This window comes from Chryseobacterium barbadense, assembly GCF_042849955.1.
Classification (GTDB): domain Bacteria; phylum Bacteroidota; class Bacteroidia; order Flavobacteriales; family Weeksellaceae; genus Chryseobacterium.
The window spans coordinates 27,706-45,332 of sequence record NZ_BAAFHL010000021.1; the positions used below are offsets into that span (position 1 = coordinate 27,706).

A 17,627-nucleotide genomic window follows, 5' to 3' on the forward strand; every position below is an offset into this window, starting at 1 on the left:
TTCTTCACTCCACTTCGTTTCGTTCAGAATGACAAAGTATGTAAATTTTATTTTGTTAAGTCTAAACCGCCGAAGTTTCCCGAGCTCATCATTAAGTAAACTCCTTCGGTTTTATCTAAAGTTTCCCAATAGGTATGAAGTTCTTCTGCATTGGTAAAAACTCTTAAATTTTCATTTTTGAATTTCTCTTTAATCAATTCTGGAGAAATAGGCTCCATTCTTTTAATCTTTAAAGCATCTTCCGAATAGAAAACCACAGCTTCATCCAATCCATCCATCGCATGATCATATTGCTCTAAGAAAACAGGATTTAAGCTTGAATACGTATGAAGCTCAAGGAAACCGTATTTCTTTTCATTGTTGAATTGCTCCTGGAAAGCTTTTACGGTTGCTTTCACCTTACTCGGAGCATGAGCGAAATCTTTATACAGTGTTCCTTTATCTTCTCTTTCTACTTTTTCAAGGCGTTTGGAAGCTCCTTTGAAGCTCATGATCGCTTCATAGAAATCTTCATCCATAATTCCCAGTTGCTGACAAATATGTCTTGCTCCTTCCATATTCAATAGGTTATGGGCTCCAAAAACAGAAAGCGGAACATCTCCCATTTCGGTTTTAAGATGTACTTTTCCGTTATTGATTTCATATTCAGGGGTTTTGTACGGAATTTTTCTGAAATAATTTTCAGCCCCTTCCACAACTTTCACCACTTCCGCATCTTCTTCATTGTATACCAAAACACCTCCCGGAGTAATGCTTGCCACAAATCTTCTGAACTGTTCCACATAATCGTCAAATGTTTTGAAAACATTGATGTGATCCCATGCGATTCCGCTCATTAGAGCAATATTCGGCTGGTATAATAAGAATTTCGAACGCAGGTCAATAGGAGAGGAAAGATACTCATCACCTTCCAACACCATAAAATCATTCTCCTGAGTCAGCTTTACCATACAATCAAAACCTTCCAGTTGGGCTCCTACCATGAAATCCACCTCTTTCTGATGGAAATTCAGAACATGCAGAATCATGGAAGTAATAGTTGTTTTTCCGTGAGAACCGGCAATCACCACACGGGTTTTGTTTTTAGACTGTTCGTAAAGGAACTCGGGATATGAATATATTTTCAGGCCCAATTCTTTCGCTCTTGCCAGTTCAGGATTGTCCTGATGAGCATGCATTCCAAGAATAACGGCATCGATGTCAGGAGTGATCTTTTCCGGGAACCAACCCATTTCCTGAGGTAAAATTCCTTTTTTCTCAAGTCTTGATCGGGAAGGTTCAAAAATAGCATCATCTGAGCCTGTTACCTGATATCCTTTATCTTTTAATGCAATAGCAAGGTTATGCATGGCGCTTCCGCCAATAGCAATGAAGTGGGTTTTCAACTTATTTACTGTTTTTTAACATTGTTATTAATGATCTCCTGGAAAGCATTCATAATATTGTTCCAGTTGGTGGTATAATTCGGCATGATCAGACTGGCATCCGTTTTACTCCCTTCATTAGGACCTTTTTTGACATTAATAGAAGTTGTGATGTTATCATACAATTTCTTTCTGTCTTCCTGTATACTTCTAAAATTATTTTGAGAAAGCGTTTTGTCAAGCTTCTTCAAATCTTCATCCGAAATCTTAAAATCCTGTTTAAACTTTTTTCCCTGTCCCTCAAAAGAGTAATGGGCATTGTGGTCTTTGATCAGTAAATTCTCATAGATCGGAGCAAAACCTCCGTTTCTGGAATAGCTTACATCAAAATCCGAATACACCTTTTGGCTGTTACATGAAACTAATATTATGATGGCGAATAAGATCCCTATTATTCTTTTCATATTATTTTACTTTAATTATCTGAATCCTTTTTTTCTAATTTTTTAGCTTTAAGTTCTTCATCATAATTGTGTAGTACATTGAAATCTTCTGTCTGCTCTATGGCAGTCATAATTTTCAATAAAATTTCATGAGCGTTTTCTTTGTCATAATCTATCTCAAGAGGAGCTTTGAATTCCATGGTAGGCTTTACGCCTGTCACCTTTACCCGGAGTCCTTTTTTGTCGAACGCTCTTCGGAATCCGTTGATTTTGATAGGAATTACGATAGGGCGCTGGTTTTTGACCAATTTGGCAGTTCCTCTTCTTCCTTGTGCAAAAGCTGATGTAGTACCTTGAGGGAAAGTAGCTACCCAACCGTTGTCTAAGGCTTTCATAATATTATCTACCTCACTCATATCCACCATTCTGTTGATGTTCTTACCTTCGGCTCTCCAGGTTCTTTTTACCGTTACGGCTCCTGCAATTTTGAAGATTTTAGGAAGAATCCCTTTATTCATGGTTTCTTCGGCGGCAACATAATAGAAGTCTATTTTAGGATTAAGCAGATAGATCGGGTTTTTAATCGTATTCAAATATCCGTTATTGACGGCGCAGAATGCATGATACATCGCTGCAACATCTGCAAAATATGTCTGATGGTTGGAAACGAACAATACATTGGAATCAGGAAGATCCACCAGGTGTTCAGTACCGGTTATTTTCAATTTATTAAAGCCGTTGAACCTTCTGTAGGATACAATTCCTAAAATAAAAATAATTAACCTTTTTAAAAAATAAGGTGTTCCGAATGCATCGGTGAAAATATTTTTCTTCGCCATCTCTCAATTAAACACGGTAGTGCAAAGTTACATATTTTTCAGCAACTGGCTGAATTCGCTCAATATCATTGCTGTGGCTCCCCAAATAATATACCCGTTGAAATTGATGACAGGTACTTCATGCCCTCCCGCGCTGGGTAACGCCATAATTTCAGGCTTATCGGGAAGGCTTAAAAATGAGGTAACCGGAAACTCTATGGTTTCCACCGCTTCAGTTTGTTGCAAAACGAAAAGTGGGTTCTTTTTAGTATATGAGATGTATGGATATACATAAAAATTGCTCGGTGGAATATAGATGGGGGACATTTCCCGGATAATTCGCACATAATGCTTATCGATCCCGATTTCCTCCGAGGTTTCCCGGATGGCGGTTTCCGCAAAATCCTGATCCATTTCCTCACGTTTTCCACCGGGAAGAGATATTTGCCCGCTGTGTCTGTCGTGTTCGTTTACAGTTCTCTGGATCAATGGGAAATACCATTCATTATTCTTTAAATACATCAGGATATTTACCGCTGCAAATTTTGGATTTCTTTCTAAAACTTCGTTGTACGTAAACACAGGACGATACGGTGGGGAAAAGACTCCGTGTGCATTTTCTCCGGGCAATTCCGCACCTTTAATTTTTCTCAATAAATCTTTTCCAAAATTTTCCATACATCAAATTTAGCAATATATCTTGAAGAAATAAACAGGCTTAACATTAATTAACCCTTATTGTCCGGAGTATTTATATCAGGCTTTAACGGTAAACGGTGATTTTTCAATTGTACCAGATTCATGTGTTTTCTCAAGTCTTTTAACGCAGTATCTTTATAAAAAAATTAATACCATGTTTATCTCGAAACAGAGTGTATGTCACTTTTCATTTTGCCCGTAAAATCACAGTGAAGATTTGGAGAATCAGGAACAATAACGATAAATATAAAGAATGCTATTGCTTAAATCCCCCAATAATATTACTTCTTTTTTTCAATGTGTGTTAGCAATGATGCTGCCACTTGTGTAACAAAATTTATTTTGCAAAAGAACGATATCTGAGCGGAATTAAAATGATAGTGAATAATTACATTCTCAAGAGAAATTATTAAAACACAAATGATGAAAAAAATTATTTAAAAATGCAAATGATGAAAATTTACTCCCTTAAGCTTGTGTTATTTTTATCTTCTTGTCCGTTCTGCATTACGGACAGGAGGATAAAATACAATGCTGAATAAGAAAGAAAGATTCCGAAACCGGAATAACAATGTACAGCCAAAATTAGAAATAGTCAAATCAAAAATTCCAAACCGAAAGGCCTGGAATTTTTTTAATAAATGAGATCTATATGTCAGTCAATGATATGATTCTCGATAGCATATTTTACGACTCCTACAGAGTTTTTGACGTTTAATTTTAAAAGGATGCGTTTGCGGTGCGTTTCCACGGTGTTGATGCTTATGAATAGCTTTTCGGATATATCCTTGCTGCTGAGTCCGTCACAGATAAGCTTCAATATCTCCATTTCTCTTTTGGTAAGCGGATCTTTAATGTGTACCTTATGCCGGTCCTGATCAATATTGATAAAATTAATCATTCTTTCCTTCGCTTGATCGCAGATATAGATTTCATTGAGCTGCAATGCCTGTATGGATTTTAAAAACTCGTCATAACTGCTCCTTTTGTCCAGATAGCTTTTAATTCCTTTATTAAAAAGCCTTCTGATATCTATTACATCATAATTATTTCCGATAATAATGATTTTTATATGCTTGTTTTTTTGAGTGATATTTTCTACATACTTACAGATATCAGTAAGAATCCACATATTTGAACTGATCATGAGGTATTCCGGCGGATCTTCGCTCAGAAGCAGAGACAGCGCTTGAGGGCAGTTGCAAATTTGAATGCTGGCAAAAATTTCACTTTGTTCGAGCAATTTTGACAAGCCTTCTGTGTACAGCAGTGGTTCATCAAAAATAGTTAGTCTGGGTTTCATCATGGTTTTAGTTTTATTTTATATAAAAGTATAAAAAAAACTTGATATTTGGATGAAATATTTAAAAATATGTGAATTTTATTAAAAATACATTCAATATTTTTTATCTTTTATTGAATAAAATTAAATAATTCTCTTGTTGTGGAGTTTTAATACCTGTTTTTTTAGAGTTATTTATATTAATGATCAGTATATCAGTATGTTTGTAAATTCTTTTTGAAATTATTTAAATGATACAGTAGGGATATGTTTTACCGGAAAATTAACTGAGTTGGCAATAAAACAAAACTCATTGGCTTTATGATGAAGTTCTTTTGCTTTTTCAACCATTGATTCTTCAGTAACAATTACCTCCGGATTTAAGGTAACTTCTTTAAAATGACCGCTTCCGTTATCTGTTTCTATCATTATTCCGGTAGCGTGATCATGATAGGTTGTTACTATAATTCCTTCTTCAGAGCAGAAGTGAAGATACCACAGCATATGGCAGGAGGAAAGTGAAGCTAAAAGCATTTCTTCAGGGTTATATTTGGTTGTATCACCACGAAAGGCAGGATCCGAAGATCCTTGGATAATAGCTTTATTTTCTACAGAAATGGTATGGCTTCTTTCATAATTGCGGTAGCCGCTGGTTCCTGTTCCTGTATTGCCCGTCCATTGGATCGTTGTTTTGTAATGATGTTCTTTGCTCATTTTTAGTTTTTATTATTGCGATTGTTGCGTTGTTCAAGGATTTTGCCGTCACCAATTACAGGCCTCTTTTGTTGTTGCCAGATGAATTTGTAACCTGTATCTATCACCTGCATATCCCAATCTCTTTTGAATTTGATGATCTGATCAGGCAATGTTGCAATGAAAATGACTAAAGATGAAGTTACAATGGCTGAAACCCATAAAATAATGATCAAAAACTTAGGAATGTTGATCTGCCAAATATACCTATGGATGAAAAAAATGATCAGAAGCCAGACCAAGAAATGTACTGCAAGATCAATAAAAAATTCAATGATAAAAATCTGAAGCGACATGGACGTGTGCCATCCATCACTTACATAAGGTAATGGAAACCCCATCATCATAGTATCCGGGGCGTCCACAGGTAATACATACCACCATTTTGTAAAGACCAATAAAGAAATTATTGTCAATGGGATTATTAATGGCAGTAATAAATGTTTCATTGAGGGTTTATTATCGTTTTTATTTTGAAAGGATAACCTATTTACATATTGCTGGTAAAACGGAGAAGATATTTTATGATGTGAATTTAAACAAAAAAACCCCTGGAAAGCCAGAGGTTATGTTTTATTAATTAGAATATCCTATCAATTCTTCTTTTTTCGAATTATAAATTCTGTATTCTAGATATTTGAAAGAATCCCGTGGGATGATGGTTACCCATTTTTTGTACTTCATGAACCATTTCATCTGGATGCTTTTGATTCCTTTGGTAAGGTAAGCTTCCACAAATGGATGTACGTGCAGATATAATTTTCCTTTTTCTTTCTGCATAATATTTCGGAGGGTTTCTCCCATTCTTTCCACAATAACAATAGGAGCTACGATTTCTCCGTCTTTGTTTGGGTTTTCTTCTTTGGTTTCGATCTGTTTTTCCGGACGATTTCTCTGTCTGGTAATCTGTATCAGTCCGAATTTACTCGGAGGTAAAATCTTGTGGCGTGCTTTGTCACGCTTCATTTCTTCTTTCAGATGTTCGTACAAATCTTTTCTGTGATCCGGGTTGGTCATATCAATAAAATCGATCACGATAATTCCTCCCATATCACGGAGACGCAATTGCCTTGCGATTTCTGTGGCTGCCATTTTATTAACTTTTAAGGCGTGTTCCTTATTGGCAGTATTTCCGGTAGTGATATTATTTCCGGAATTGACGTCGATGACGTGGAGAGCTTCTGTGTGTTCAATCACCAGGTAAGCTCCTTTTGAACTTGGAATGTTGACGTGTTTTCCAAAGCTTTGTTTAAGCTGCTTTTCAACATTGTAATATTCCAGAAGAGGAATATGGGAGTCGTAAAACTGGACGATATTTTTTCTTTCAGGGGCAATGATTTCAAGGTAATTTTTCATTTCCCGGACCATTTGCTCATCATCACAGATAATGCTTACGAAATCCTGATTGAAATTGTCTCTTAAAATAGCGGAAGCTTTATCTTCTTCGCTTAAAACTTTGGCCGGAACCTTATTTCTCTGTATATTTTTGAAAGTGGTTTCCCATTTTTCGATCAGCTGATTCATATCATTATGAAGATCAGCCACCTTTTTTCCTTCGGCTACCGTTCTGATAATAACTCCGAATCCTTCAGGCTTGATGCTTTCAATAAGGGTTCTCAGTCTTTCTTTTTCTTCAGAGGTTCTGATCTTTTTAGAAATGGAGACCTTATTGTCAAAAGGGATGAGAACCAGAAAACGTCCGGTTAAGGAAAGCTGTGTGGAAATCCTCGGACCTTTGGTGGAAATAGGTTCTTTGGTAATTTGGAGCAGGACAAGGTCATCTTTGGCGATTACTTTGTCTACGGTTCCGTTTTTATCAATTTCAGGCTGTATTTCAAAGTTTTTTAAGCTTGAAGTGCTTTGTTTTTTAGAAATGGTATCTTTTAAAAACTTTTTGTAGGTAAGATATTGGGGGCCGAGATCCTGATAATGCAGAAAAGCATCTTTATCATAGCCAATATTTACGAAGGCGGCGTTAAGGTTGGGCGCCAGTTTTTTTACTCTTCCTATAAACAAATCTCCAACTATAAAATCACTTTTGTCTTCTTCCTCATGAAGCTCACATAGTCTTCCGTCTTCCAGCAATGCAATCTTTGTAAATACATCTTCATGCGAAACTATTAGTTCTTTCTTCATTTTGTTATAAGATAAAATTGTTAAGATGGTAGGAAATAGACATGGGTTTTTCTCAAATGAATCAGTTTTCAATTTAAGGATTACTGGGGAAAACTGCAAATACTATATGAAAAAAGAATGAAAAACCCTTTATTTCTATATAATCTTAATAGTTGCAAAACAAAAATATAGTCGGTGAACTTTAAAAAACTAAAATCACCAACTATATTATTATATTGTAGATCTCAAGAAAAAGAGATTATTTTTTCTTATGTCTGTTTGCTCTTCTTCTTTTCTTTCTTTTGTGAGTTGCAACCTTGTGTCTTTTTCTTTTCTTTCCGCTTGGCATAATTTTAATTTTTTAGTAACTAGTTAATATTCAGTTAATGTTGTTATTTTACTGCAACTTTGGTTTTTACTTTCTCAACAAAAGATTTTGAAGGTTTGAAAGCAGGAATGTTGTGTGCAGGGATTTCAATTGCAGTGTTCTTAGAAATATTTCTCCCCGTTTTAGCAGCTCTTGTTTTAATGATAAAAGAACCAAAACCTCTTAGATAAACATTATCTCCATTGTACATAGAAGTTCTGATCTCCTGCATAAAAGCTTCTACAACTTTCTGTGTTTCATTCTTTTCGGTTCCCAACTTATTTGAGATGGTGTTTACCAATTCTGCCTTTGTCATTTCCTTTTTTAATTTTAAATTTTAGGTGTGCAAATTTACTTAAAAAAATTGAATACTAGCACATTAGTGGCAAAATATTTTTTGGTAAATGATTGAAGTTTTTATGTTTACTCTATATGAACGGGATCTTAATTAGAATTTAAGTGCTGGAATTATAGTAGCCGTTTTCCACACAAAAGCGGATGAGATGGAGTTTTGTTTTCAGACCCAGCTTTTCAGTAAGTCTGTTAATGTAAGTATCAATGGTTCTGGTGCTTAGATTAAGTTTTTCTCCTATTTCTTTATTGCTGAACCCTTCGTAACAGAATTTCATCAGCTGTATTTCCGTAGGGGATAATTCTTCCTGGCTTTTTTTCTGACGCTCCATATATTCCTGGACGGCAAGAGGTTGTTGTTCCCATTCTTTAGTGTAAGATTCGTAGTCAAACGTATCAGAGGTTACCCTCCCTTTGATGATATCTTTAATAACATTACTTTTTTTCTCACAGTAATATAAGTTGGGGATTTTGGAAAGAATATCGGCCATATCTTCCTGATAAGTTCCGGAATAAGTAATGATAGGCGTTTCGTTATTGTTTTTTCGGATGTATTTTATGGCTTCAATTCCGCTTAATACTGGCATAAACAGTTCGACGACGAATACGTCTTCCTGTCTTCTGTAAATCCTGTTCACGAGTTCGTGCCCGTTGTTACAGTCATTAAGAAGCATGTAGAACGGATTTTCCAGGAGCGTCTTGATCATGATTTTTTTAAAATAAAAATCACTGTCTGCAATGGAAAACCGCACAGTATTAGTTAGTAGTTTATTCATTTTTAATATCGATTTGGTGGGTGATATTTAAAATTCAGAGGCCTAATTTATGAAAAACTTATGAAAGTGAAAATTAATCTTAAATTAATTAATTCAATACGGACTTTATACGGAAAAAATATAATTTTTGTGCATAAAATTTTTTTTCATAATTTCACGGTCCAAACAAATCACAAAATATGTCTTCGAATAGGGAGAAAAAATTAAACCAATCAGACGTCAGGATAGGCATCTGGAAGTTTGCCTTATCCTTTATCGTTTTATCAGCAGTTTCCTTCTGCTGTGTTTTTTTCTTTTTCAAAAGCTATGATATCCAAAGAGAAGGAATAAGCAGGGATGCGGAAGCTTACAAAGAACTGCTGAGCCGCAGTGATCTCTTAAAAACCCATGTTGACAGTATTTATTATAGAATGAACCAACTTGACATCAGCAAGGTGGATAATGAAATTATTCTCAGAAACTACATCATGGAGAACGTGATGGATGCCAAAAATATCATGGGGAAAGACAGTGCAGATAACTTTAAGCATTACGCTGTCCTGATGAAACAGGTAGAGCCAATGCTAAGCCTGAAAAATCAGATCATTAATGTTTCTTATCAAAAACAGAGAGCACTTCGGGATCTGGAAGAATGTATGGGCAAAGTAGGAAGAGCAAATAGTGAATTGAGAGAAGATCCTACCAGAAAATTTTCAGGGGGAAGAAGGCGAAGATAAAAAAACACAGGGCTATGCAAGGACACATTACATTATCTAAAAAAGAAAAGCATTATCAGTTCTTTTACCTGATTTTAATGCTCATAGCGGCAATTATATTTTTAAGCATTATATTTCTGAAAGGGTATAAATCACCTTTTTCAGATGAAGATATTGTTTCTATCCGTTATCTGGAACAGAAAGCTAAATTTGACCAACAGCAAAAATTTACTCAGCGTTTGCAGGATAGTACGTTTGCTCAGATACAAAAGCTTACAGATGAAGTGCCGCAACCGTTTGTGGAAAACAATATTATGTACGGGATCAATGATATTGCCAATTATTATCAGAGTAATGATATAACGGATATCAGAAAAGATGCTTATCCTCAGATTGCTAAATTTTACAAGATGTATTTCGAGGACAAGAAAATTATTTCGACGACCACAGAAGATATCAAAGAATTTGAAAAACAGGTTGAAGAATGCCGCATAGGATTTAAAGATAAGCAGAATCAGCTTTTTCAACGGGAAACCGCATTAAAAGCACGATCCCAGTAAAATTCACCTGTCATTAACACAAAACACAAAAATTACATCACAATTATTAACTATGAATTATTTTCAAAAAAACAAAAAGAACATTATCATTGGTGTTATAGCAACCTTGCTCATTGCCGCACTCATCGCATTGTGGCTTCAAAAAAAAGTGATTCATTCTGCGGATGATATTATAGGAAATGTATATCCTTCTTCATTATCGGTAGGTGATACCCTTTTATTTGAAAATAAAACCCAATTCGCTAAAACCCAACAGTGGAATTTTGGAGACGGCAGAACCTCTGATAAAAGCAGCGGAATTCATTTTTATGATAAGCCGGGATATTACCAGGTAACCCTGACTATTGATAACAAATATTCCAAATCTTTTCCCGTAATGATTTCGGCTCGGGGACTTCCGAGGCCAAAAGATACGGCAAAAATTAAGACGACTATCGACGCCCAGTCCCAGGGAATGCAGTTTGAAAACATTCAGTTCCGTGCCGTTTCTGATGCCAAGCAGTTCGCATGGAAGTTTGGGGAGACAGGGAATACGGATTCCAAAGAAAAGCTGGCAATCTATTCCTATAAACAGCCGGGTGATTATATCGTTACCCTGTTTACAGATGAAAGCATGGAGCCTATTACACACCGTATTAAAATCCTCCCGGCCTATAATTCCCTGGAACAGGAAGAAGTATCTGTGGAAGATGCATATGAAAAGATTGACAACGATTTCAAATATCACTTGCAGCAGATTGCCAATGGCAACAGCTTTAATACGCATTACAATTATCTACTGAGAACGTATTTGTGCAACAATGAAAATACGGTTGTAAAAGTCAATGACAGTAAAGTGAACAATTTCTATATGTATTGTGCAGGACTTCAGTTTGATAAAAATAATGTCATCCAGACTGTAAAGGTAAATTTTGATGATACACAGAACTGTGTAACGAAAGTTGACATCAACCAAAGCAAATAAATTAATGGTCCGGTTTCTTTCGGGCCCCACCACCAATCATAAAAGTATAAACAGGATGAAAAATAAACTTCCTTTAGCAGCATATTATATAGGCGTTTCGGTTTTATTAACCAGTTGTCAGGTAAAGCTACCTTCAAAAAAAACTCCGGAACCATCACAATACGGACAGGTCGATAATTCACCTGTGATCAACGGTTTTCCTAAAAAGTCGGTTCCATGGATCGTGATTTCAGACCGGTCCAGAAATACGGCTTATCTTGATAAAAGTGATGAGAAATCCTACAAAGAAGTGAAGTTCTTAGAACCATTAATGGTTTTAAAGCACAGAGACGGAATGGTAAAAGTAGCAGAATATGTTCCGGATGCGTTAATGAAAAAAGTATCTTCCAAATCCATCAAAACATATGGATGGATCCCGGAATCTGATCTTCTTCTTTGGAATAATTCTCTGAAAAACGAAAAAACAGGCTATCCTGTGAGAGTAGCTGTAGTACCAAGCAATAGCGACGTGATCAGGAATGCCGAAAGGTATTATAAGAATGATTCTATTATGGTGTTCAATTCTCCGAGCCTGATAGAAACTGCAAATGTGAAGATTCCGAACGGACAAATGGTATATGTCTATAAACAGGCGGAAAACAATAAGAGATTCCTTGTGGGTAAAAGACCGTCCATTGATTTAGACAGTATTGATACAGGTTTATATGGTTGGGTAAGTTCTAACGTGATATCGGCATGGGGAGAACGTTCTGCCGTAAAAATGAAAAATACAACAGGTGTTACGGAAACGGCATTGGGAATCCACGAAGGATCGCCTGGAGGAACGGATGCGGAAGCAAGAACGGCCATACTTCTTACTGACGTTAATAAAAGAACACCCCTTGAAAATATTTTCCCGGTTAATTTAGCATTAACGGAGACTCCTACACCGGATTCTAAGACCAAATATTTCACCAATATTTTAGACTATAGTAAAAACTATGTCTTTAATGTATTAGGGGAGCCGATCTATTTTGACCGATATAGAGAAATTACAGAGAAAAATAAAAGGATCAATATTGTTTTTGCTTTAGACATCAGTGCTCCGAATGCACCTTATGCTCCTATTGTAAAATCTTTACTGCAGGATTTACAGCTTAGATTTGAAAAGCCTTCTTATTTTAGTTCAGTGAAATATGGTGTGGTTTTATATAAGAATAATTCTTGTGGAGACAATGTAGCCGTTTCACCTTTAAGTACCGATTATAGTAAGATTACAACGTTCATTGACCAGAAAACCAATGAAATGAACTGCCCGAGCAATAATGGTTATCAACCGGTGAATGAAGGACTGATAGCAGCAGGAGATCTTCTTTCTAATTTCCCGGATGAAACCAATCTTGTAGTTACGGTAGGAACTTCTGCCAACCAGAGCGGAAATATGTATGGGGTAATCAATTCCCTTACACAGGCTCAGGCAAGATTAATCATGTTCCAGACCAGCGCAAGGTCATCCGATACCTACAATGATTTTGTATTGATGGCGGAAAATGTGGTCACAAATACGGCTAAAAATATTGCAGAGCTTAAGAAGCAGAAAATAATCAATCAGAATGATGTTTTAACCAAAAATAATTTCAATCTGATTGAAGGAGATGAAGGTTTCTTCTCTCTGGATTATCCGAAACAGAGTATGTCTCAGGGATTTGTTATTTTCCCTAAAAAAGGGGATATTGCTACTCCGGGTTACCTTAAAAAATCGGTTGACAGCCTGATTGCCCAGGTAACGTTAGATAATGAAACCTTAGACAAGTCCCTTAACGATTATTTCCACTCTTCAGTAGGAGCGGGAAGAACAGATGTAGACTTGAAATACAAATACCTATATCCGGGCCTAACCAATCCTGTTCCGGCAGGAATTGCTGCCCAGCTGATCAATTATGGAAGCCCGTTCTTGGTAAAGGGATATATTCCAAAAGATCTGAAAGACTTCCAGCCGGGTCTGGAAAAAGGAATTCTGATTTCAGAAGGAGAGTATGACAACCTTAAAGCTTTTTATACCGAAGTGTATGAGAAAACAGGAGCCGGAAGATCGGATTTCAACCAGTCCAGAGCAGTGAAAGAGTATATCAGGCTTCTGAAAAAGTATAACCCGACTGTAAAGTTCATGGACAAAGGAGAATTATATGAACAGCCAATGTCTTATGCAGTGGGAGTAAGTACCGGTTTTGATAATTCAGATGAAGAACTGATGTCAAAATATAAGCTTAAAGGCTGGAAGAAGTCTAAAATAGTAACCAATGAAACGGTGAGAAATTATTTCCGTCACTATAAAGATCTGGCAGACAGAATGCTTGCGCACAGAAACAATCGGGCGGTGAAAATCCAGCAAAACGGACAGACCTTTTATTGGCTGAATGAATACTTTATGCCTACCATGTTACCTGTTGAAGAACCGGAATATACTAAGCATTAAATAGTTATAAGATATAAAAAGGCAGAATTTTATTTCTGCTTTTTTATGTTGTATTGAAAAATTTTTATCTTTATATCACCCAAATCACAAAAATATGTCCAATCAATCATCACCTCATGATGGCAAACATTTTGTCATCCAGAAGGGTAAAGCCCAGTGTAACCAGGGTGATCAATTCCCTCAGTATAAAGTAACGACGCATCAGAAACATTTTTGGAATGATTCTGACGGAGAAGCAGATTATTTAGCCGTAACTGAAGATGACCTACAATTCAATCCCCCGGGACCCAGTTTTGGAAAATGTAAGCTTAAGCCTTCTTCGAGTGGGTATTTGCCATGTGCTTATGCTCCGGCAGGTAAATGGCAGAAAACCTATGAAAAGACATTGGTCATGGAAAAAAAATGCGTTACTGAAATTTCTGAACTTCAATGTTCGGTAGGAGGTCTTATTACTGTAAAAGATCACGGACAGCGTGGTGAAATGAGCAAACAGAATGTGAAGAAGTCAGATTCTAAAACCGTTCAGCACATCAATCCTCTTGTGAAAATGGATGACTTCAAAGAAACCGTTGAGGAAAGTGAAATAGATGCTTATTAAACTTTAAATGCCTGCAGCTATGTCAAAAAGAGGAGTTTCAAAAATATCGGGAAATCCTACTCCGAAAGTTGGAGAGAAGACCACCTATGTTATTGCAGATTGGTATTCCGGCACACCAAAGGAAAAACGTAATCCCGCACTGGTAACCTGGGAGTTGTTTAAAAAACGTCCCAATGGGCGCTTTACCACTACCAATATCAAAAAAACAGGAGATGGCACCTTTACTTTCGGAGAAGTTGCCCAAAAACATACGTATCGTCTGGAAGCTTATTTATATGAAGCGGAAGGAAGAGGATCAAGCAGTATAGAAATTACCCCACAACCCGTGGAAGTTCCTAAAATCAATAAAGTGGAACTTTTCTATGTGGATGATACCAAAGGCACAGTTTTTAGCTATATGGAAAAACTTGTTGCCAAAGCAAAATGCGTGAACCTTACAGGGCAAAAATTAACTTTCACTCTTTGGGAAGATGATAGCCAGGGTAATGGACACGATGCTAAAAATCTTTTTGTGGAAAAAAAAGAGGCAATAGTAGATAAAACTGGTACGGCAAGTGCAGAATTTGTACTTACCAGAGCCCTAATGCAAAAAGCCGCTAAAGGAGAGTCTGACTCCAAGGAACTAGAGTTTTATGTAACGGTGGAATATTATAAAGACAGAAAACATTCTTCTGCTAATATAGACGTGAAAAATCCGGCACATCAACCTCCTCCGGCAGAATCTGCGACTTCCAAAAAAGCAAAAGGATCGCCGGCTTCACAAAAGCCACCATCCAATAAAGAAGTAGGCTATGTAGATCAGGCAATTGATAAAATAAAAGAACTTTGGGATTACTTTGAAGCGAAAGGGAAAATAACACCTGCTAAGAAACCAGCCAATCCGAGCCCATCGGGGAAAAGTGTGACGGTAATAAATGGGCAGGGCGTTACTCCAAAAACCACTTGCCTATGTAAAGAATTATATAAAGATCTTATCTGGGGTGGAAAAGTAAGTTGTGAGTTCAGGAAAAAGGTTGTCAAAATTGCTCAGAGTCTCGGCCTGCCACAACAGAATTTTGAAGGAGCTAACTGGTTAATGGCTGTAATGGCACTGGAAACGGGTCGTAGCTTTGATCCTACGGTAGGGACCTTTAAATCTAATCAGGATGATAACAGAACCGGTGGCTACGTAGGACTTATTCAGTTTGGTAAACCAGCCGCTATTGATCTGGGTGTAAAACGTTCAGAGCTCATTAAGATGAGTGCTGAAAAACAGCTGGATTATGTAGAAAAACATTTTTTGCAAAAAAGATTTGCCGGAAAACTAAAGACAAAGACAGACTTGTATCTGGCTGTAAATTACCCGAAGGCCTGTGGACACGGAACAGAAAAAGATTATGTAGTATATGACAGTAACAAAGCTGCATATGATGATAATCCGATGTTTAAAAGAGAATCACATGAATATTGGATTGATAAAAAAGGCAGGAAGCAGTATTATGAAGGAAAGGAAGGGAAATCTTACGTTTGGGAGTTTGAAGAAGCTATTAATGATTTCTACAACGAAGGAAAATCCGTAAAAGCAACTACATTTACCTGTCAGAACGTTCAGGCTACTCAGGCAACGGCAAAAGATATCATTACCTACCATATCTATAGTGACGGAAGAATTGAAAAACATATTCCAAAGGTTATCAAAGAGGAAAACAAGAAAAAGTACAAATATGTGTATCACGATAAGGATAATGGCGTTCATGAGCTGGGAACTTATGATATTATCCCAACCCAAATGTATAATGGGAAAAAAGGAGTTTTAGTAAATCTTATCAATTTTGATAAAGTAAATAAAACCTATAGAAACGGAGCCTATCAGTATACCTTTAATGTAGATTCTCCAAGAAAATATGTAAATGAGAAAACACTGGCCAGTTTGTTCGGTGCGATGCTGGAAGTAAATTATAATGATATCAGCTGCAATGGGTTTAGCCATGCAGATGGCTCATCTAGCCCCAGTGTAAGTCATATCAATGGTAATAATGGAGATTTCAAATATCTGAGGAAAGATAAAAAACTGATGTTTGGTGACGGAACAAGTTTAGATATCAGTGCGAATCCCGATAAGTTGGATGATGTTCGTCAGAATAAATGGAATGATGCTTTGTATAGATTCGGATGGAAAAGTATGCTGGGGTGGAGCTATAAAAGAAACGGTAAAGTGCATTACCTGAATCATCTGCCTAAAAATACCAAGAATCATCATCATCACTTGCATCTGCAAGGCTATAAACCTAATTATAAAGAAATTAAAGAATGAAAATTTTGAAACTGAGTACGCTGAGTTATATTGTAATTTTGATATTGTTCCATTCCTGTAAGCAAGGAGCAACAAAACAAGATAATTTTAATAATAAAGCTAATGAAACAACTGATAGTACAGCCCAAATGAAAAATAATTTACCATACACTTCAGATGATGTAAAACCATATTACAAACTTGATGCTGACTCTACAAGCTATGTAGTTGATTCATTATATAAAGGACTTGTTTCCCGAAGTTTTGATGAAAAAAATCTGTCGGTCCCTCTTAAAGAAAATGATTTTAATATTCAGTTGGATTCTCAATATAAATATTACATTCTGAAAACTTTTACATTCTCAGATTCTCATACGGCCCAGGTGATTATCTATAACACCTTTGGCGAGAACGATTCTAAAATTTTGAATGTCCAGCTCAACAGTTATGTTAATAATCATCTGACAGATCAGTTATTGCTTGACTGTAGATTTACCTTTGAAACAGAATATTACAGAACATTTAAAATAGGAACAGACAACAGTATAGAAATTGTGAAACATTCTGTTGATGGTCTGGAATTTAATGAAGCCGGAGATATTGTTGGAGAAAAGAAAGAAGCCGATTCTGCTAAAGTGAAAGTGAATTATATTATAGACTCAACAGGAAAATTTATCAAAAAATAAGATTATGAAATCACTCATTTGCTTTTTTATACTTTTTGTTAATATTTTTTGTCAGTCTCATACAGACCAGTCTCATAAAGATAAAGATTGGATTGGGAGTTACACCTTTTCTGCAAAAAACAGGGATGGTTTAAAAACAAGTTTCGATATTACTATTGCCAGACTTGATAATATTACAGTGAAATATATAAGTGACGGAGGTAAAACGGAAGTTTATAAAAATCTTAAAAGCGATTTTGTACAAAAAGATAAGATCAAAATAAACTTTAATCCTCAATATAAAGAAATGGGAATTATTTATATTGAGAAGTTGGAGGATGAATATTATATTTCAGGAGACCCCATATATTTTATAAATCCCGGAAATACCGATTTACCTTTGAAAAAAATTAATTAATAGACAGCTTTGTACTTTCTGACCGGTTTTCA

18 protein-coding genes are annotated in these 17,627 nt (G+C 36.1%); 8 read left to right on the forward strand and 10 right to left on the reverse strand.

Features of this window, described 5'->3' with window-relative positions:
• Window positions 1–47: 47 nt before the first annotated feature.
• The 10 genes from ACGHIN_RS09965 to ACGHIN_RS10010 form a co-directional block, all read right to left on the reverse strand.
• Window positions 48–1,385 (reverse strand): UDP-N-acetylmuramate--L-alanine ligase, encoded by a 1,338-nt coding sequence (locus ACGHIN_RS09965; protein ID WP_390452995.1) that lies wholly within the window; start codon window positions 1,383–1,385, stop codon window positions 48–50.
• Between the two features lie 5 nt (window positions 1,386–1,390).
• The gene (locus ACGHIN_RS09970) at window positions 1,391–1,828 is read right to left on the reverse strand and encodes a hypothetical protein (protein WP_390452997.1); all 438 of its coding nucleotides are present in this window, start codon (window positions 1,826–1,828) and stop codon (window positions 1,391–1,393) included.
• A gap of 11 nt (window positions 1,829–1,839) precedes the next feature.
• Entirely contained in the window at window positions 1,840–2,646 is an 807-nt protein-coding gene (locus tag ACGHIN_RS09975; protein ID WP_390452999.1) for a lysophospholipid acyltransferase family protein, read from the reverse strand.
• Between the two features lie 27 nt (window positions 2,647–2,673).
• On the reverse strand, window positions 2,674–3,303 hold the full coding sequence (locus ACGHIN_RS09980) for an NUDIX hydrolase (protein WP_390453000.1): 630 nt from the start codon (window positions 3,301–3,303) through the stop codon (window positions 2,674–2,676).
• Between the two features lie 676 nt (window positions 3,304–3,979).
• Window positions 3,980–4,627: a response regulator transcription factor gene (locus ACGHIN_RS09985; RefSeq protein WP_390453002.1), complete on the reverse strand. Its 648-nt coding sequence runs from the start codon at window positions 4,625–4,627 to the stop codon at window positions 3,980–3,982.
• 222 nt (window positions 4,628–4,849) lie between these two features.
• Window positions 4,850–5,320, reverse strand: coding sequence for an OsmC family protein (locus ACGHIN_RS09990; protein WP_390453003.1), 471 nt, complete (start codon window positions 5,318–5,320; stop codon window positions 4,850–4,852).
• Between the two features lie 2 nt (window positions 5,321–5,322).
• Window positions 5,323–5,808, reverse strand: coding sequence for a hypothetical protein (locus ACGHIN_RS09995; RefSeq protein WP_390453004.1), 486 nt, complete (start codon window positions 5,806–5,808; stop codon window positions 5,323–5,325).
• A 127-nt stretch (window positions 5,809–5,935) separates the two neighbouring features.
• Window positions 5,936–7,495 carry an Rne/Rng family ribonuclease gene (locus tag ACGHIN_RS10000; RefSeq protein WP_390453006.1) on the reverse strand — a complete coding sequence of 520 codons (1,560 nt, stop codon included), beginning with the start codon at window positions 7,493–7,495 and terminating at the stop codon, window positions 5,936–5,938.
• 371 nt (window positions 7,496–7,866) lie between these two features.
• Window positions 7,867–8,157 (reverse strand): HU family DNA-binding protein, encoded by a 291-nt coding sequence (locus tag ACGHIN_RS10005; RefSeq protein WP_002984212.1) that lies wholly within the window; start codon window positions 8,155–8,157, stop codon window positions 7,867–7,869.
• 139 nt (window positions 8,158–8,296) lie between these two features.
• A complete protein-coding gene (locus tag ACGHIN_RS10010) occupies window positions 8,297–8,968 on the reverse strand; it encodes a LuxR C-terminal-related transcriptional regulator (RefSeq protein ID WP_390453009.1) in 672 nt (223 codons plus the stop codon).
• A gap of 179 nt (window positions 8,969–9,147) precedes the next feature.
• On the opposite strand from ACGHIN_RS10010, the gene tssO reads away from it, so the two are divergent.
• The 8 genes from tssO to ACGHIN_RS10050 all read left to right on the forward strand — a co-directional run bounded on the left by tssO (window position 9,148) and on the right by ACGHIN_RS10050 (window position 17,595).
• Entirely contained in the window at window positions 9,148–9,684 is a 537-nt protein-coding gene (tssO, locus tag ACGHIN_RS10015; protein WP_390453011.1) for a type VI secretion system TssO, read from the forward strand.
• A 14-nt stretch (window positions 9,685–9,698) separates the two neighbouring features.
• Window positions 9,699–10,223: a type VI secretion system transmembrane protein TssO gene (locus ACGHIN_RS10020; protein WP_390453013.1), complete on the forward strand. Its 525-nt coding sequence runs from the start codon at window positions 9,699–9,701 to the stop codon at window positions 10,221–10,223.
• Between the two features lie 52 nt (window positions 10,224–10,275).
• A complete protein-coding gene (locus ACGHIN_RS10025; RefSeq protein ID WP_390453015.1) occupies window positions 10,276–11,187 on the forward strand; it encodes a PKD domain-containing protein in 912 nt (303 codons plus the stop codon).
• A 55-nt stretch (window positions 11,188–11,242) separates the two neighbouring features.
• On the forward strand, window positions 11,243–13,642 hold the full coding sequence (tssR, locus tag ACGHIN_RS10030) for a type VI secretion system protein TssR domain-containing protein (RefSeq protein ID WP_390453016.1): 2,400 nt from the start codon (window positions 11,243–11,245) through the stop codon (window positions 13,640–13,642).
• A 94-nt stretch (window positions 13,643–13,736) separates the two neighbouring features.
• Complete coding sequence (locus ACGHIN_RS10035; protein ID WP_390453017.1) at window positions 13,737–14,240, forward strand: DUF4280 domain-containing protein; 504 nt, start codon at window positions 13,737–13,739, stop codon at window positions 14,238–14,240.
• Between the two features lie 19 nt (window positions 14,241–14,259).
• Window positions 14,260–16,533 (forward strand): hypothetical protein, encoded by a 2,274-nt coding sequence (locus ACGHIN_RS10040; protein WP_390453019.1) that lies wholly within the window; start codon window positions 14,260–14,262, stop codon window positions 16,531–16,533.
• Window positions 16,530–17,198 carry a hypothetical protein gene (locus ACGHIN_RS10045; RefSeq protein WP_390453020.1) on the forward strand — a complete coding sequence of 223 codons (669 nt, stop codon included), beginning with the start codon at window positions 16,530–16,532 and terminating at the stop codon, window positions 17,196–17,198. The genes ACGHIN_RS10040 and ACGHIN_RS10045 overlap by 4 nt, the downstream gene beginning before the upstream one ends.
• Before the next feature lie 4 nt (window positions 17,199–17,202).
• The gene (locus ACGHIN_RS10050; RefSeq protein WP_390453022.1) at window positions 17,203–17,595 is read left to right on the forward strand and encodes a hypothetical protein; all 393 of its coding nucleotides are present in this window, start codon (window positions 17,203–17,205) and stop codon (window positions 17,593–17,595) included.
• Window positions 17,596–17,627: the final 32 nt, after the last annotated feature.

Bases quoted from the DNA above. Each gene is read 5' to 3' on its own strand.
- ACGHIN_RS09970 (WP_390452997.1), bottom strand. From the start codon at position 1,828: ATGAAAAGAATAATAGGGATCTTATTCGCCATCATAATATTAGTTTCA.
- ACGHIN_RS09975 (WP_390452999.1), bottom strand. From the start codon at position 2,646: ATGGCGAAGAAAAATATTTTCACCGATGCATTCGGAACACCTTATTTT.
- ACGHIN_RS09980 (WP_390453000.1), bottom strand. From the start codon at position 3,303: ATGGAAAATTTTGGAAAAGATTTATTGAGAAAAATTAAAGGTGCGGAA.
- ACGHIN_RS09985 (WP_390453002.1), bottom strand. From the start codon at position 4,627: ATGAAACCCAGACTAACTATTTTTGATGAACCACTGCTGTACACAGAA.
- ACGHIN_RS09990 (WP_390453003.1), bottom strand. From the start codon at position 5,320: ATGAGCAAAGAACATCATTACAAAACAACGATCCAATGGACGGGCAAT.
- ACGHIN_RS09995 (WP_390453004.1), bottom strand. From the start codon at position 5,808: ATGAAACATTTATTACTGCCATTAATAATCCCATTGACAATAATTTCT.
- ACGHIN_RS10000 (WP_390453006.1), bottom strand. From the start codon at position 7,495: ATGAAGAAAGAACTAATAGTTTCGCATGAAGATGTATTTACAAAGATT.
- ACGHIN_RS10005 (WP_002984212.1), bottom strand. From the start codon at position 8,157: ATGACAAAGGCAGAATTGGTAAACACCATCTCAAATAAGTTGGGAACC.
- ACGHIN_RS10010 (WP_390453009.1), bottom strand. From the start codon at position 8,968: ATGAATAAACTACTAACTAATACTGTGCGGTTTTCCATTGCAGACAGT.
- tssO (WP_390453011.1), top strand. From the start codon at position 9,148: ATGTCTTCGAATAGGGAGAAAAAATTAAACCAATCAGACGTCAGGATA.
- ACGHIN_RS10020 (WP_390453013.1), top strand. From the start codon at position 9,699: ATGCAAGGACACATTACATTATCTAAAAAAGAAAAGCATTATCAGTTC.
- ACGHIN_RS10025 (WP_390453015.1), top strand. From the start codon at position 10,276: ATGAATTATTTTCAAAAAAACAAAAAGAACATTATCATTGGTGTTATA.
- tssR (WP_390453016.1), top strand. From the start codon at position 11,243: ATGAAAAATAAACTTCCTTTAGCAGCATATTATATAGGCGTTTCGGTT.
- ACGHIN_RS10035 (WP_390453017.1), top strand. From the start codon at position 13,737: ATGTCCAATCAATCATCACCTCATGATGGCAAACATTTTGTCATCCAG.
- ACGHIN_RS10040 (WP_390453019.1), top strand. From the start codon at position 14,260: ATGTCAAAAAGAGGAGTTTCAAAAATATCGGGAAATCCTACTCCGAAA.
- ACGHIN_RS10045 (WP_390453020.1), top strand. From the start codon at position 16,530: ATGAAAATTTTGAAACTGAGTACGCTGAGTTATATTGTAATTTTGATA.
- ACGHIN_RS10050 (WP_390453022.1), top strand. From the start codon at position 17,203: ATGAAATCACTCATTTGCTTTTTTATACTTTTTGTTAATATTTTTTGT.